This is a genomic window from Nostoc spongiaeforme FACHB-130, from assembly GCF_014698475.1.
Taxonomy (GTDB): Bacteria; Cyanobacteriota; Cyanobacteriia; order Cyanobacteriales; family Nostocaceae; genus Nostoc_B; species Nostoc_B spongiaeforme.
This window is the reverse complement of the sequence record NZ_JACJTB010000006.1, coordinates 63,333-78,867: the sequence shown is the minus strand read 5'-3', so window position 1 is coordinate 78,867 and position 15,535 is coordinate 63,333. Positions and strand designations below refer to the sequence as shown.

The following is a 15,535-nucleotide window of genomic DNA, read 5'->3' as shown; positions in this document are numbered from 1 at the left end:
TAACTCTGGAAATTGGGTGATTTAACTTTTCCAGAAACGTGATAACCTATATATTGGCTAGTTATCTCTGATGAGAAATACCAGCCCTGTTTAAGCTAAAACCACTGTAACTGACTGTTTTAACTGGCACTAGTTCCTGCCAAACTATAAGATATATAGTCTTGGTCATCAAATGTATATATACAATAGTCTTTCCTCACTAATAATTGCTATGCTGTTACTTAGAGGTGAGGCACAGTTGTTAGTAACAAAAGTTGCAACGGGTGAGCAGCCAAGAAGAGACAACAATAAAAATATTTAGGAATTGTCAAATGGGCATATAGTGTAATACGCTGATTTTGTTGCTGAATCAGGAATCTTGCAGCTTTTACAACAGTGAGTTTTTCATGAAAAATTTGGTGTTAGGTCAGTTGATACTGTCTACCTGACAAACATCTATCGTCTGAAAAAACCTGGAAAATACTTAGTTTTGAAACCAAATACATAAAAATAACACAATATGTAGTTTGTCTAAACCAGCATAAACACAGAAGAATCAACGCAATAATTTTAACACGGTTAAGTCCATAAATAACCGCAGTTAAAATTTTTTTTCCCTAAATTCTCGTGATTTATGTATGACTGTGACGCGAAATTGCGAAACTTTCCCTCCCAAGCAGTGGCAAAATTTGTGACTTAACTTTCAGGAATAGGCTATGAACGATCAAAGGGTGAATCAATTGCAAACAATGTCATTTTCGGATAATAACTCTCAAGAAACCTACCAAGGACAAAGGTGGTTAGTAGAGGAAAGAGATGCCTGTGGTGTAGGTTTTATTGCACATCGCCAAAATATTGCCAGCCATGAAATCGTTACTAAAGCCTTAGCCGCATTAACCTGCTTGGAACATCGGGGTGGTTGTAGTGCCGACCATGACTCTGGTGATGGTGCAGGGATATTAACAGCTATTCCTTGGGAGTTGTTACAAAAAGAATATTTCTCAGGCAGGATGGAAATATCGTCTACCAGCAATGTGGCTGTAGGGATGATATTTTTACCCCAAGACCGGGAATTAGCCCAAAAAACCAAAGCCCAAGTTGAAAAAGTGGCGGCGGAAGAAAAATTTACAGTATTGGGCTGGCGAGAAGTACCAGTACATCCCCATTTATTGGGAAGACAAGCCAAAGAAAACCAACCCCAAATAGAACAAATTTTTCTGGCGGCGGATGAAACTGGCGATGAATTAGAAAGACAGTTATACATTGCCCGTAAACGGATTTTTAAAGCAGCCAAAGCTGTCTCGGAAGATTTTTATATTTGCTCTTTATCCAGCCGCACCATTGTTTATAAAGGTATGGTGCGTTCGGCTGTGTTGGGAGATTTTTACGCGGATTTACAAAATTCTGCATACAAGAGTGCCTTTGCAGTTTATCATCGCCGCTTTAGTACCAACACAATGCCTAAATGGCCGTTAGCACAGCCAATGCGGTTGTTGGGACATAACGGCGAAATTAATACGCTGTTGGGTAATATCAACTGGATGATGGCTAGAGAAGCGAGTATTAGCCATCCAGTATGGGGCGATCGCAATGATGAACTCAAGCCTTTAGTAATTTTAGATAGCAGCGACTCCGCCACCCTCGATAATGTCTTAGAACTATTGGTGCGTTCGGGACGCAGCCCCTTGGAAGCCTTAATGATTATGGTTCCAGAGGCTTATCAAAATCAGCCTTCCTTACAAAACTATCCCGAAATCACTGATTTTTATGAATATTACAGTGGTTTGCAAGAAGCTTGGGACGGCCCGGCATTGCTAGTCTTTAGTGATGGGAAGAAAGTAGGCGCAACCCTAGACCGTAACGGCTTAAGACCTGCACGTTATGTAATTACCAAAGATGATTACATCGTCGTGGCATCAGAAGCAGGTGTAGTTGACTTCCCCGAAGCCGAGATTGTAGAAAAAGGCAGACTAGGCCCAGGGCAAATGATTGCCGTGGATTTAGAAAGTCATGAAATTTTGAAAAACTGGGAAATTAAACAACGCATTGCCCAACAACTTCCCTATGGGGAATGGTTGCAAACCCATCGCCAAGATTTGAAGTCATTAGTCAACAATCATGGGACAAATGGCAATGGTAATGGTAATGGCAACGGTAACGGCAAAGGTCAATTCACCGTTGACAAACAAATCTTACTTCAGCGACAAACTGCCTTTGGCTACACCAGCGAAGATGTCGAAATGGTGATTGAACAAATGGCAGGTAATGGTGTAGAACCAACGTTCTGTATGGGGGATGATATTCCTTTGGCAGTGTTGTCTAATAAACCCCACTTGTTGTATGACTATTTCAAACAGCGTTTTGCTCAAGTAACCAACCCACCAATTGACCCCCTGCGTGAAAAGCTGGTGATGTCCTTGAAGGTGGAATTGGGCGAACGGGGTAATTTATTAGAACCAAAGCCAGAATATGCCAAGAGATTGAAGCTAGATTCGCCAGTCTTGACAGAAGTTGAGTTAGATGCAATCAAGGCTTCTGGTTTTGGGACGGCAGAATTATCAACTTTATTTGCGATCGCCAACGGCCCAGAAGGATTAAAATCTGCCGTCGCAGCTTTACAAGCCCAAGCCGCCGAGTCAGTACGGGCGGGTGCAAAAATATTAATTTTGAGCGATCGCGCTGGTGGCAGTATTAGCCCAGAATTAAGCTACATTCCACCTTTATTAGCTGTGGGTGCAGTCCACCACCACCTGATCCGCGAAGGCTTGCGGATGAAAACATCGTTGATTGTGGATACCGCCCAGTGTTGGAGTACCCATCACTTTGCTTGTTTGATTGGCTATGGTGCAGGTGCAGTTTGCCCCTACATGGCCTTAGATACAGTCCGGGATTGGTGGTTTGAACCTAGAACTCAGCAGTTCATGGAACGGGGGAAATTGCCCAACCTCAGCTTAGAACAAGCCATTGGAAATTACCGCAAAGCTGTAGAATCAGGACTGCTGAAAATCCTCTCCAAAATGGGGATATCCTTGCTGTCTAGCTATCAAGCAGCCCAAATCTTTGAAGCGATCGGGATTGGTGGCGATTTATTAGAACTAGGATTTAAAGGTACCGCTTCCCGGATTGGTGGTTTGAGTGTTAGTGAACTGGCGCAAGAAGTCCTATCGATTCACAGCAAAGCCTTCCCAGAACTCACAGCCAAAAAATTGGATAACTTGGGCTTTGTTAACTACCGTCCTGGCGGTGAGTACCACATGAATAGCCCGGAAATGTCCAAAGCATTGCATGAGGCTGTTAAAACCAAGCAATATGACCATTACGAAGTTTACAAACAATATCTCCAAGGGCGACCAATTACAGCTTTAAGAGACTTGTTAGACTTCCAAAGCGATCGCCCCTCAATTCCTTTAGAAGAAGTAGAAGCAGCAGAATCAATCCTCAAACGCTTCTGTACTGGGGGGATGTCTTTGGGTGCATTGTCACGGGAAGCCCATGAAGTTTTAGCGATCGCTATGAACCGGATTGGTGGTAGATCCAATTCTGGGGAAGGTGGCGAAGATCCTGTACGTTACAACGTTTTAGATGATGTAGATGAGTCCGGTTACTCGCCAACTCTACCGCACCTCAAGGGTCTGCGGAATGGTGATACAGCTTCTAGTTCCATTAAGCAAGTTGCATCAGGACGGTTTGGTGTCACACCAGAATATTTAGCCAGCGCCAAACAAATCGAAATCAAAATCGCCCAAGGTGCAAAACCAGGGGAAGGCGGACAACTACCAGGGGCAAAAGTCAGTCCTTACATTGCCATGTTGCGGCGGTCTAAGCCCGGTGTAACTTTAATTTCACCACCACCTCACCACGATATCTATTCCATTGAAGACTTAGCACAGCTAATTTTTGACCTGCACCAAATCAACCCGAAAGCCCAGGTATCAGTCAAACTAGTGGCTGAAATTGGTATCGGTACAATTGCGGCGGGTGTAGCCAAAGCCAACGCTGATATCATTCAAATTTCGGGACATGATGGCGGTACAGGTGCATCACCTCTGAGTTCGATTAAACACGCTGGCTCACCGTGGGAACTCGGATTAAGTGAAGTGCATCGCGTCTTAATGCAGAATAGTTTGCGCGATCGCGTCATCTTGCGGGTAGACGGCGGACTCAAGACTGGCTGGGATGTCTTGATGGCTGCATTGATGGGTGGCGAAGAATTTGGCTTTGGTTCCATTGCCATGATTGCCGAAGGTTGCCAAATGGCGCGAGTCTGCCATAAGAATACTTGTCCTGTGGGTGTAGCAACTCAAGATGAAAAACTGCGCCTGCGGTTCAAAGGTATCCCCGAACACGTCGTCAATTTCTTCTACTTTGTGGCGGAAGAAGTGCGGAGTTTGTTAGCAAAACTGGGCTACCGTTCTTTATCTGAAATTATCGGTCGTGCAGACTTATTAACAGTCCGTCCCGAAGCCAAACTGGCTAAAACCCAAGCACTGAATCTCAACTGCTTACTGCAACTACCAGATACAAAAGAAAACCGTAACTGGTTAGTGCATGAAGAAGTTCATAGCAATGGCCCGGTAATAGATGACCAATTGCTGGCTGATAGCGAAATTCAAGCCGCAATTCGCAACCAATCGACGGTGACGAAGAACTTAAAAATAGTCAACACCGATAGAACAGTTGGTGCAAGATTAGCTGGTGCGATCGCATCTCAATATGGCGATGGTGGCTTTGAAGGACAAATTAATCTCAACTTCCAAGGTAGTGTAGGTCAAAGTTTTGGTGCATTTAACCTGTCTGGCATTACTTTAACTCTGGAAGGGGAGGCCAACGACTACGTTGGCAAAGGGATGCACGGTGGTGAAATTATCATCAAACCCCCAGCACAAGCCACTTATGACCCATCCAAGAACGTAATTGTGGGTAATACCTGCCTTTACGGTGCAACTGGCGGCTTCTTATTCGCCAACGGTTTAGCAGGTGAACGCTTTGCTGTCCGCAACTCCAAAGGTACAGCCGTCGTTGAAGGTGCAGGTGATCACTGCTGTGAATACATGACTGGTGGTGTTATAGTTGTCCTCGGTAAAGTCGGACGTAACGTTGCAGCCGGGATGACTGGTGGTTTGGCATACTTCCTCGATGAAGATGGTTCCTTCCCTGAATTAGTAAACCGGGAAAACGTCAAAATCCAGGGAGTTCTGACAGAAGCAGGACAGAAGCAACTGCAAGAGTTAATTAGAACTCATGCAGAACGCACTGGTTCACCCAAAGCCAAAGCAATTCTGCAAAATTGGTCAGAATTTGTCTCTAAGTTCTGGCAATTAGTACCACCTTCCGAAGCAGATAGTCCAGAGGCTAACCCGCAAGCAGTGGTAGAAAAACATCTGAGTTCGGTGTAGTTAATCGCTGATGAGTTATGAAAAAAGGGGACAGTAGCAACGTCCCCTTTTTTGATCACAATTAAACTTATTGCGAAATTTTCAAATACACTATCCTTGCACTTTCACCAAATCAGATTTTAACGCGCGAAGTTGAGCAATGAATTACGACACAGCCCGCAAACTGCTTGTATCTCAAACAATCACTACCGAAGAAAACCCTGATGCTTTATTGATGCGGATGAAGCAGGGAAAACCACCGGTTCCAGGTCAGATTACCTCGATTTTGTTGGCGTTAAAGGTTGTGTTTGAAGCCCTCAAAGATGTACCCAGTCTAGACCGCGAATTAACCTTTGCCCTTTATCAGTTAGGTGTCAAGACACAACAGTTATACGTAGCGGGACGCAAAGCTGGGGTAGAATGGCCACCCCTACTTAAAGAAGATTTAGTGAGAATTTCTCTGGCTGTAGAAAGTATCTTTTCTGGTGTGTGGCAAACCCCACCAACTGGGGGATTTGGCGGGGTTTAAGATTCAGCGAGTTTGTAATTCTTGCAGCAATTTTTCGACATCAGTTTTGAGTAAAACTGTCATTTGCCCAGTGAAAGCTTTACCGTTGCGTGGTTTAGCTATTTCGATCCAATAAGCATAGCGATCGCCTATACGCAATTGTCCTTGTAAAGCTTCTTTAATTGGAGTTTTGGCAAACCGCGCCGAGTTGACTTCACCTTGGCTGGGGTAGTCATACACCACCTGACCTTGATTAAAATCTTGATAAACATCATAGCCATAAATTACCCGCAGAGATTCTTGCAGGCGTTGAAAACTCATCCCATTAATCGCATCATACATCGCCAAGCGTTCGTAACGAATCCGGTTTCGCTCTTTGGCAAACCCCACTTTACCAGGAGGTAATACCGAAGCCTGAAACGTGAATCGTTGGGCGGCGGTGTCACTCTTCTGCACATATAGTTTTTCACCACTTCCAGGGCGCAGTGTCGGATGAGCATTCATCCAAGTAGTAACTTCTTCCGTAGTTTGTCCTGGTAAAGCATTAGCCTTGGAATTTCCCAGCATTCCCACGCATAGCCAGGGAACTAGAGAAAAAGACAAAATTAAACCATTCACCAAAGATTTTTTTAGCATTTTCCTATTCGGGACTTACATGGAAATTTCCCCAAAGGGGGTTAACCATAGTTTTCCCGTTTTCGGAGGAATAATGTCAGAATATCAATTTGATAGCAAGATTATTCTCCAGCAAGTTCTCGCGCAATATCCATATTGGCAGCTAGTACACGCACAATTTCTACAGGCTTTTCTCCTCGATATATCAAGAAGTAACGGGGATGCACCAACCAGAAACGAACGGGTAACGGTGTCAAGTCAGAACGATACTGCCCTATTCTGGGGTTGTCTGTCAGCAATTCACAGGCTGCAAGAAGTTTATCCAGCATCCGTTCAGCAGTATCTTGATTATCTCGTGCAATATTAAGCGTAAATCTGCGCTAAGTCGTTCTCGGCTTGCTCCGAGATAATATAAGGCTTTGGGGTCATTACACGCGCTTTTTCATCAATTTTTGCGCTTTGCTGCGAACGCGCTCTCGGACTCCTTCGGCGGGGAGACTTTGAGCATTGTCAAGTTCCGTAAGACCGATCGCAATTTGTTCATTAAGCCACAGTTTATATTCTTCGGAATGGTCATTAAAACGTTTTAACAAACGCAAGCCTTCTCGAATTACTTCACTTTGGGAATGATACAAACCAGACTCGACTTGTTTTTGGACGAACGCTTCTAGCTCAGGAGTCAGGGAAATATTCATTTGTGCCTCACTTTATAACCAGAATAGGTATTATGATAACAATTTTTGTTATTTGTAGCAGAGAACAGAGTTAAAAGCTTTGTGCTGTCTAAGTTTTTATATTTTTAAGTATTTTCTGGATTATTTACTGCTAAAAAAGCAACTTTAGCTGCGGCTTGTTCAGCAGCTTTGATAGAACGTCCTCTACCTTCACCGAGTTTTTTACCATGTAGCCAAACTTCAGCAGCAAATCGCTCTTGATTGCGGTTGGGTTGATTAATTTCCTCGACACGATATTCTGGTAAAACTTTAAATTGAGCTTGTGTCCATTCTTGCAAAGCTGCTTTATAGTTGAGTCGAGCCGGATCAAGCCGAATTTCTGTTGCTAGTTGTTCAAAATGAGGATCTAACCATGAACGGATGAGGTCTAAATTATTGGTGCTGAGGTAAAGCGCACCCAACACAGCTTCAAAAGCATCCGCCAGTCGTGATTCTTGACCAATTTTATCACTGGTGGCACTACCAGCAACTAATAAATATAGTTCTAAACCATATTCTCTGGCTAATTGGGCGAGAATGCGATCGCTCACTAACACCGAACGAATCGCCGCAAAATCTCCAACTTGACAATCTGGATATTTTTCCCACAAAATCACAGCCGCCGCTAGTCGCACCACTGCATCACCAACAAATTCTAGTTGTTCATAATTCGCTGAATCAGATACCGTTGGATGAGTCAAGGCCAAATCCAATAGTTGCCATTTAATGGGTGCTTCCAATGGCAAACCTAACTTTCTTACTAAACTTTCAAGCTGTCTTTGACGGCGGGGATAAACAATTGTCATTAGTCAATAGTCAGTGGTCAATAGTCAATAGTCAATAGTCTTTCGTTTTTACTTTTGACTATGGACTCAAAGAGGAGAGAGTTGGTAGTAAGCCGGGTTCTGTTATCTATGTAAAAAATTTTACAAGATGGCAGTTATCTATCTGGGACGTTTGTTACCAAACGCCTCTAGCGGCTCTCATACGCGGAACTGGTAAAAGACCAACCGTAGTTCCTCTGGCCTTGCTCCCAACCGGGGTTTACCGAGCCAACACCTCTCGATGTTGCTGGTGCGCTCTTACCGCACCTTTGCACCCTTACCAAAAAAGGTAAAAGTTAAAGGGCAAAAGTAAAAAGAAATTTTTGTTTCTTTTGCTTTTTTACTTTTTACTTTTTACTTGTTTTGGCGGTATCTTTCTGTGGCACTATCCTCACGATCGCTCGCACTGGACGTTATCCAGCAAGTTTGGTCTTTCGGGAGTCCGGACTTTCCTCAAAACTATGATTATGTATAGTTCTGCAACTGCCAGCGCCTACTCTCTCCCTACTTACAGTGTAATCCTGGATGGCATAATGTGTTCGATTTGGATTATTTCTTCTTCTTATTCCAAGGTAGAGCGTAAGTCCAAGGTAATTTTTTGATGGTGAACGGACAATTGATCAAATACATTGGTGGAATATTGATACCGGGTGCTATCCCCACGCGGACATCAGATATTCTTAACACTAGCTGTAAAGAAAATTCTAGCTCTTTGCCTCGATTCATAAAGTCGTTATATAGCTTTTTTTGAGGCGGGCCAGCATTTTTTAAGCCACTAATACTAACTAGTGGTTTTTTCGCAGAATAAGTTCCGGCTGTAGTATCCAACTCTAGAACATCTTCAGCTGTAATTTTTTCCGAGAGGGTTTTTTTCGGAGTAATTAAGCTGGGGGTTTGTGGAATTGCTAAGTCACGGGTTACAGATGATGAAATCCGAATCACGCGGCGCGATTGTTTGGTGTGTTCAACCACTAAGGTGCTGTTTTCCCAGTCAACATATACTGCCAGATTATCTGATTTATTTTCGATGGTAAGTTGCAGTTCTTTTAAATCATCTAATCCGTAAGCGGAATTGAGTTTAAAAGAAATTCCGATTTGGTCTTTGAGTTCTTGGGCTGTTAGTTGTTCGTTGACTGCATCAGCTTTATACGTATATTTGACTTTATCATCAATAGATTCAATCATCCGATTGAAGGTGTAAGACACACCAATAATATAAAGTGTCAATACAACTAAATTTTGGTCGCCGCTACCTCTGATCATTTAGATTTTTATCTCCCTGGATGAATTTGAGTTATTTTACTTTTCGTGATGTTTAATACTGGAAAAATTAGCGAGCCATCCTCTGCGCCAAAATAGTATCAGTAAACTAACTGCGATCGCTACCATTAAAGCCAAGCAAGCCGGATAACCCCAATACCAATTTAGTTCAGGCATATTGTATGGTGATTTATCTGTATTGAAGTTCATCCCATAAATACCTGCAACAAAAGTTAAAGGAATAAAAATAGCCGAAACTACTGTCAGTAGCTTCATAATTTCATTCATCTTATTACTAACTGCCGATAAATATACATCCATTAATCCTGATGCTAATTCTCGGTAGGTTTCTACCATATCCATAACTTGCACTGTGTGGTCATAACAATCGCGCAGATAAATTCTGACATCTTCACTAATTAAATCGCTACCATCTCGAATCAAAGTATTAATAGCATCTCGTTGCGGCCAGATCGAGCGACGTAATTGTAAAAGCTCTCGGCGGATTTGATAAATTTGCTGGAGTGTTTGTGGAGTAGGGTTGATAATTACTTCTTCTTCTAATTCTTCGATGCGTTCACTATACAGTTCTAAGACCGGAAAAAAACCATCAATAATGGCATCTAGCAGCGCATAAGCTAAATAGTCAGCACCTTGTTTGCGAATAATACCTTTAGCTTTATCAATTCGCATTCTGACACTATCAAAACAATCATGTTCCGGTTCTTCTTGCACTGTGAGCAAGTAATATTTACCTAACACAAAACTTACCTGTTCACTATAAAAGCCACAGGTATTTTCTTTCGGCACAACCATCCGAGAAATTATTACTAACTGGTCTTCATAATCTTCGATTTTGGGGCGTTCTCCCATATTAACAACATCCTCTAAAATCAAAGGATGTAACTCAAAAACTTTACCTAATCGTTGTAATATATCTTGATTCCCTACACCTTGGACATCTACCCAAGAAACTGATTCTGTATCCAAGTAACTCAAACATTCTTCGGGAGTAGCGAGTTGTTTATGAATAAAATTTGTTTGATTGTAATCAAACAAAATAATTGTGGGCGCTTCTGCATTTTCATCAATAATCAGAGTTCCTGGTATGTTTCCTGGTTGATGATAAAAATCCTGGAAGTTGGGCTTACGAATTTTTTTTGTCAGACGACGAACTTTGCTAATCATTTGTTAATTGTCAATTGTCATTGGTCATTGGTGAGGATTGTAGTCTAAAATCCAAAATGCTATGACGAATGAGCCAGTGTATAAAAAAACAGCTTGTCTTGGCAAGACAAACTGTTGACAAAGATAAATATATTTATTCGGGAAATCTGGGCAGGTAGGATTACATCATACCCATACCGCCCATACCACCCATACCACCCATGCCGCCCATGCCGCCCATACCGCCCATGTCAGGGACAGCAGCTTTCTTCTCTGGTTTTTCAACAACGATCGCTTCGGTAGTCAAAACCATCCCCGCAATCGAAGCAGCATTCTGAACAGCAGAACGCACAACTTTGGCAGGATCAATGATTCCCGCAGCGATCAAGTCTTCAAATTCTCCGGTAGCAGCGTTGTATCCGATGTTAAACCCGGTTTCTTTGACTTTGGAAACGATGACAGAACCTTCTGCACCAGCATTGTCAGCAATTTGACGTAGAGGTGCTTCTAAGGCGCGTTTGATAATGTCTGCGCCAATTTTTTCTTCATCGTTGAGGCTGTTTTTAATCTCGTCAATTTTGGTAGACAAGTGAATTAAGGTTGTACCGCCACCAGGCACGATTCCTTCTTCGACGGCGGCTTTGGTGGCGTTGAGTGCGTCTTCAATGCGGAGTTTGCGGTCTTTGAGTTCGGTTTCTGTGGCTGCACCGACTTTGATAACTGCGACACCACCAGCTAATTTGGCAATGCGTTCTTGGAGTTTTTCTTTGTCGTATTCGGAATCAGTTTCTTCTAACTGCTTACGAATTTGACCAATCCGCTTTTGAATTTCTGGCTTGGTGGTGCTACCTGCAACAATTGTGGTGTTTTCTTTATCAATTGTGATTTTGCGGGCAGTTCCTAGCATTTCTAAAGAAGCGGTATCTAAGCTGAGGCCGATTTCTTCAGAAATTAACTGACCATCGGTGAGGATGGCGATATCTTGTAGCATAGCTTTGCGGCGATCGCCAAATCCAGGTGCTTTGATTGCAGCCACATTCAGCACGCCCCGCGCTTTGTTGACTACTAAAGTTGCCAAAGCATCGCCTTCAACATCTTCCGCAATAATCAACAGTGCTTGACCCAAACGGGCAACTTTTTCTAGTACGGGGACTAATTCTTGAATGCTGTTGATTTTTTTGTCGGTAATCAGAATGCGAGCATTTTCAAACTCAACAATCTGCCGTTCGTTGTTGGTGATGAAGTAAGGAGAAATATAACCTCTGTCGATTTGCATCCCTTCCACTACTTCTAGTTCAGTGGTGAGGGATTTAGATTCTTCAACGGTAATGACACCATCTTTGGTGACTTTCTCCATTGCTTCTGCCAGCATTGCACCGACTTCTTCATCATTACCGGCAGAGACTGTGGCTACTTGAGCGATCGCAGCACCTTCCACAGGCTTGGCAACTCTGGCAATTTCTTCTACCAATGCTTCAATTGTTTTGTCAATTCCACGTTTTAAAGCAATGGGGTTAGTACCAGCCGCAACGTTTTTCAGACCTTCTTTAATTAATGCCTGTGCTAAAACAGTGGCGGTAGTAGTGCCATCTCCAGCAGTATCCTTGGTTTTTGATGCTACTTCTTGGATGAGTCTGGCACCAGTATTTTCTAATGGGTCTTCTAATTCGATTTCTTTGGCAACAGTGATCCCATCGTTGACAATTTGGGGTGTGCCGAATTTCTTTTCTAACAGGACGTTACGACCTTTGGGGCCTAGTGTGATTTTCACTGCATCGGCCAGGGCATTAACACCCCGTTCCAGCGCCCGCCGTGATTCTTCATCAAAGGAAATAATTTTAGCCATGTTTCACTTCTCTTGCGCTTCCTTTAGACAATTTAGCACTCACAGACTCAGAGTGCTAATAACCAAAACTGGTCAGATTATAAATAAAATTTATCTGGATTGGTACTAGTGGGAAGTGTGAAGTTCTGCGCTGGTATCTTGAGACTTGAGTAAATACCAGTACCTTTTCTTAAAAAATTGATTAATATACATTTGATGCTCATGTAGGATACAGGCAGTAATGGTTGAATTGGGAGATGAATCTAGACAACTCCCTTAAGTCTCTGGGTATTGCCGACCCAAGCGGCATCGGCTGGTTGGCAGTAGTATTTACGTTTCTCTTAGCTTGGCTAGTAACATGGCGTTTAATACCGACAGTACGCAAATTTGCCCTGCGAGTTGGTTGGGCTGATCAACCAAATGCGCGACGGCTAAATCGGGAACCTTTACCGAATGCTGGCGGGTTAGCTATCTATGCAGGAGTAATTGCCGCGTTAGTTCTTGCTAGTCTGTTACGACCGATTGAATTACAAAGTGTTTTGGCGCAGGTTTTGACTGTGCTACTAGGAGGCTCAATCCTAGTATTAGTCGGCTTTATTGACGATCAGTTTGGTTTACCCCCTTCTGTGCGCTTGTGGACACAGATCATCACAGCCTTGTTGCTGGTTGCTAATGGCATCAGCATCAAGGTTGCCTTCGGCACACCCATAGACTCATTTTTATCAATATTTATCACCGTGTTGTGGGTGGTCGGCATTACCAACGCTATCAATTTGATGGATGGTATGGATGGTTTGGCTGGGGGGATCAGTTTTATTACGGCGATGAGTTTGTTAGCCGTTTCCGCCCAATTTCCCAATAAAGCGGCGGCGACTTTGGTTTTGGCAGCTTTGGGAGGCGGGGCGTTGGGTTTCTTGCGCCATAACTTCCACCCCTCACGCATAATTATGGGTGATGCTGGAGCATACTTTTTTGGTTATGTTCTAGCTGCTACCAGTATTTTGGGAGATTTGCAGATAACTACAGTCTTTTCCTTAGTACCGACGGTTTTATTTTTGCTATTGCCTGTGTTAGATACTACCCAAGTGTTTTTACGGCGACTATTAGCAGGAAAAAACCCCCTCAGTACTCCAGGGAAGGATCACTTACACCATCGTTTATTAGCTTGGGGCTTCTCCCAAAGTCACGCCGCCTTTACCCTTTGGACAATGACCTTAATGGGTAACTTGCTGGCAATGACGATTCGCGGGATGCCTTTACCTGTGATAGTCGCCACCTGTACTGGCATTATTATTTTGTTGAGCTTCACCGTTTGGCAAAGAATTTTAAATAATGCGTAATTACATCACCATACCGCCATCTACGTTAAAGACTTGACCTGTGATGTAAGTTGCGGCGGGATCAGCAGCCAGAAAGCGCACCATACCAGCCACTTCCTCTGGTTGTCCATAACGACCAAGGGGGATAAATTTCAAAATTTCTTCGGTGTTGCTGAGATTGTTGGTCATATCGGTGGTGATAAAACCAGGGGCGACGGCGTTCACGGTGATGCCGCGAGTCGCAAATTCTTTGGCAACTGTTTTTGTAAAACCAATGACTCCGGCTTTGGCGGCGCTGTAGTTTGCTTGCCCTGGGTTACCCATAAGTCCCGCCACGGAGGTAATATTAATAATTCGCCCAGAACGCTGTTTGAGCATGAGTTTGCTAACAGCGCGGGTACATAAGAAAACGCCAGTTAAGTTGAGGTCAATTACAGCTTGCCATTCTTCTGGCTTCATCCGCAAAAGTAATGTGTCGCGGGTAATTCCGGCATTGTTAACTAAGATATCAACTCGACCGAATTTTTCTGTGGTGGCGTTGATGAGTGCTTCTACTTGTTCTGCTTGGGAAACATCGGCTTGGAGTGCGATCGCCTGTCCACCCACAGAAGTGATTTCTGCTACTACGCTATCTGCTGCTGTACTAGAACTAGCATAATTCACCACCACACTAGACCCATATTTCGCCAATTCGAGTGCGATCGCTTTTCCAATTCCCCGCGAACCACCAGTGATAATTGCTACTTTTCCTTTGAGACTTTGCAAGCTTTCTGGCAAAACTTCCATGAATTATTCCTTAAGCTTTTGAACTACCGCGCTAATTATCTTATGGTGATTTGTGCTTGTTAATTCACTCAAGGGCAATATTTTTAGGGCTACAAGAGTAGGGTGTAGTGAAGACGCACTAGACAAATGACAAATGACCATTGACCCTTGACTATAAAAATAAAATAATGTTACAGCCATTCCTGAAAGCACGCATTAATATTAAAAGCAATCCATAAAAATTCGGTGTGTATCGTATGGCCACTAAAAAACATTTCAACAGTTTTGAAGAAATGCTTTCTGGTTCTGATGTACCTGTATTAGTAGATTTTTACGCTGAATGGTGTGGCCCTTGTAAAATGATGGGGCCGATTTTAGAACAAGTTAATGCTCAATTAAATGGCCGTATACGTGTTGTTAAAATTGACACAGAAAAATACACCGAATTGGCTAGTCAATATCGTATTGAAGCCTTGCCAACACTCATGTTATTTAAGCAAGGTAAGCCTGTGGATAAAATCGAGGGAGTGTTACAGGCACCGCAGTTAGTGCAACATCTCCAAACTTTAATTTAGTAATTTAGATATATAGCGGTTCTCGGTTGGATGAGGTACATTTCAACCCCACCCCCAACCCCTCCCCGCAAGCGGGGAGGGGAGCGTTTGCGTCAGCAAATGCGGGGTGGGGTTCCAACTGTATTACAAGCAAGTAAGAACCGCTATAGAAGAAGATATTTTCTTCCATACGCGACTGACGATTTTCATTGCCTTAGCAACAATTGTCAGCAAAACACAACCCCGATTGTTCTAAACAGTCGGGGTTGTAGTTTTAAGTTATGCAGTGAAAATCTGACGGATTAAAATACTCATTACTTCATCAGGGTTGTCTGCGGGTAGTAACGGACTCCAATCACCGACATTTGCATAACCAACAGCCTGCAAGTAATGTATTGTGCTGGTGACGGCTTTGGGAGAACCAATCAACAAATGTTTAATGCGTTCTCTTTTAGGAAAAGCCTGGAGGACAGACTCTTGATGTTCGGGGTTTTCTCTTTCTTGTGCCATGATAATAAACGACTCCGTTAGGGGTTGAAAGAAAGGCGATCGCAAGCTCTTGCCGGAGGGGCGATCGCCTTTCTCATATTTTCTATATTTGAGTATAATTTTATACTTGTAAACCACTAAT

At 43.2% G+C, this 15,535-nt stretch carries 13 protein-coding genes and 1 other RNA gene; 4 read left to right on the top strand and 10 right to left on the bottom strand.

What is annotated here, in order from left to right:
* Positions 1–695 precede the first annotated feature (695 nt).
* Both H6G74_RS07725 and H6G74_RS07720 read left to right on the top strand, forming a co-directional pair.
* Positions 696–5,375 (top strand): glutamate synthase-related protein, encoded by a 4,680-nt coding sequence (locus H6G74_RS07725; protein WP_190967121.1) that lies wholly within the window; start codon positions 696–698, stop codon positions 5,373–5,375.
* A gap of 139 nt (positions 5,376–5,514) precedes the next feature.
* Positions 5,515–5,883 (top strand): Dethiobiotin synthetase, encoded by a 369-nt coding sequence (locus tag H6G74_RS07720; RefSeq protein WP_190967120.1) that lies wholly within the window; start codon positions 5,515–5,517, stop codon positions 5,881–5,883.
* A 3-nt stretch (positions 5,884–5,886) separates the two neighbouring features.
* On the opposite strand, the gene H6G74_RS07715 is transcribed toward H6G74_RS07720, so the two are convergent.
* The 8 genes from H6G74_RS07715 to groL form a co-directional block, all read right to left on the bottom strand.
* Entirely contained in the window at positions 5,887–6,498 is a 612-nt protein-coding gene (locus tag H6G74_RS07715) for a hypothetical protein (protein ID WP_190967119.1), read from the bottom strand.
* A 101-nt stretch (positions 6,499–6,599) separates the two neighbouring features.
* Positions 6,600–6,839: a type II toxin-antitoxin system RelE/ParE family toxin gene (locus tag H6G74_RS07710; protein WP_313888468.1), complete on the bottom strand. Its 240-nt coding sequence runs from the start codon at positions 6,837–6,839 to the stop codon at positions 6,600–6,602.
* A gap of 66 nt (positions 6,840–6,905) precedes the next feature.
* Positions 6,906–7,172 (bottom strand): type II toxin-antitoxin system ParD family antitoxin, encoded by a 267-nt coding sequence (locus tag H6G74_RS07705; RefSeq protein ID WP_190967117.1) that lies wholly within the window; start codon positions 7,170–7,172, stop codon positions 6,906–6,908.
* Between the two features lie 104 nt (positions 7,173–7,276).
* Positions 7,277–7,996, bottom strand: a complete 720-nt coding sequence (gene rnc / locus H6G74_RS07700; RefSeq protein ID WP_190967116.1) for a ribonuclease III — start codon at positions 7,994–7,996, stop codon at positions 7,277–7,279.
* Between the two features lie 72 nt (positions 7,997–8,068).
* An RNA gene (gene rnpB, locus H6G74_RS07695) (RNase P RNA component class A) lies at positions 8,069–8,515 on the bottom strand.
* A 48-nt stretch (positions 8,516–8,563) separates the two neighbouring features.
* A complete protein-coding gene (locus H6G74_RS07690; RefSeq protein WP_190967115.1) occupies positions 8,564–9,277 on the bottom strand; it encodes a hypothetical protein in 714 nt (237 codons plus the stop codon).
* A 36-nt stretch (positions 9,278–9,313) separates the two neighbouring features.
* Positions 9,314–10,462, bottom strand: coding sequence for a magnesium/cobalt transporter CorA (gene corA / locus H6G74_RS07685; RefSeq protein WP_190967114.1), 1,149 nt, complete (start codon positions 10,460–10,462; stop codon positions 9,314–9,316).
* A 160-nt stretch (positions 10,463–10,622) separates the two neighbouring features.
* The gene (gene groL / locus H6G74_RS07680) at positions 10,623–12,287 is read right to left on the bottom strand and encodes a chaperonin GroEL (protein WP_190967113.1); all 1,665 of its coding nucleotides are present in this window, start codon (positions 12,285–12,287) and stop codon (positions 10,623–10,625) included.
* A 236-nt stretch (positions 12,288–12,523) separates the two neighbouring features.
* Here groL and H6G74_RS07675 point away from each other — a divergent pair, with 236 nt between their 5' ends.
* A complete protein-coding gene (locus H6G74_RS07675; RefSeq protein ID WP_190967112.1) occupies positions 12,524–13,606 on the top strand; it encodes an MraY family glycosyltransferase in 1,083 nt (360 codons plus the stop codon).
* Here H6G74_RS07675 and fabG read toward each other — a convergent pair whose 3' ends face one another.
* Positions 13,607–14,371, bottom strand: a complete 765-nt coding sequence (gene fabG / locus H6G74_RS07670) for a 3-oxoacyl-[acyl-carrier-protein] reductase (RefSeq protein WP_190967111.1) — start codon at positions 14,369–14,371, stop codon at positions 13,607–13,609.
* Between the two features lie 236 nt (positions 14,372–14,607).
* On the opposite strand from fabG, the gene trxA reads away from it, so the two are divergent.
* Positions 14,608–14,925 carry a thioredoxin gene (gene trxA, locus H6G74_RS07665; protein ID WP_190967110.1) on the top strand — a complete coding sequence of 106 codons (318 nt, stop codon included), beginning with the start codon at positions 14,608–14,610 and terminating at the stop codon, positions 14,923–14,925.
* Positions 14,926–15,183: 258 nt separating this feature from the next.
* Here trxA and H6G74_RS07660 read toward each other — a convergent pair whose 3' ends face one another.
* Positions 15,184–15,414 (bottom strand): hypothetical protein, encoded by a 231-nt coding sequence (locus tag H6G74_RS07660; RefSeq protein WP_242051183.1) that lies wholly within the window; start codon positions 15,412–15,414, stop codon positions 15,184–15,186.
* Positions 15,415–15,535 lie beyond the last annotated feature (121 nt).

Excerpts from the sequence above, each read along its gene's own strand:
- H6G74_RS07725 (WP_190967121.1), top strand. The coding sequence starts at position 696 with ATGAACGATCAAAGGGTGAATCAATTGCAAACAATGTCATTTTCGGAT.
- H6G74_RS07720 (WP_190967120.1), top strand. The coding sequence starts at position 5,515 with ATGAATTACGACACAGCCCGCAAACTGCTTGTATCTCAAACAATCACT.
- H6G74_RS07715 (WP_190967119.1), bottom strand. The coding sequence starts at position 6,498 with ATGCTAAAAAAATCTTTGGTGAATGGTTTAATTTTGTCTTTTTCTCTA.
- H6G74_RS07705 (WP_190967117.1), bottom strand. The coding sequence starts at position 7,172 with ATGAATATTTCCCTGACTCCTGAGCTAGAAGCGTTCGTCCAAAAACAA.
- rnc (WP_190967116.1), bottom strand. The coding sequence starts at position 7,996 with ATGACAATTGTTTATCCCCGCCGTCAAAGACAGCTTGAAAGTTTAGTA.
- H6G74_RS07690 (WP_190967115.1), bottom strand. The coding sequence starts at position 9,277 with ATGATCAGAGGTAGCGGCGACCAAAATTTAGTTGTATTGACACTTTAT.
- corA (WP_190967114.1), bottom strand. The coding sequence starts at position 10,462 with ATGATTAGCAAAGTTCGTCGTCTGACAAAAAAAATTCGTAAGCCCAAC.
- groL (WP_190967113.1), bottom strand. The coding sequence starts at position 12,287 with ATGGCTAAAATTATTTCCTTTGATGAAGAATCACGGCGGGCGCTGGAA.
- H6G74_RS07675 (WP_190967112.1), top strand. The coding sequence starts at position 12,524 with ATGAATCTAGACAACTCCCTTAAGTCTCTGGGTATTGCCGACCCAAGC.
- fabG (WP_190967111.1), bottom strand. The coding sequence starts at position 14,371 with ATGGAAGTTTTGCCAGAAAGCTTGCAAAGTCTCAAAGGAAAAGTAGCA.
- trxA (WP_190967110.1), top strand. The coding sequence starts at position 14,608 with ATGGCCACTAAAAAACATTTCAACAGTTTTGAAGAAATGCTTTCTGGT.
- H6G74_RS07660 (WP_242051183.1), bottom strand. The coding sequence starts at position 15,414 with ATGGCACAAGAAAGAGAAAACCCCGAACATCAAGAGTCTGTCCTCCAG.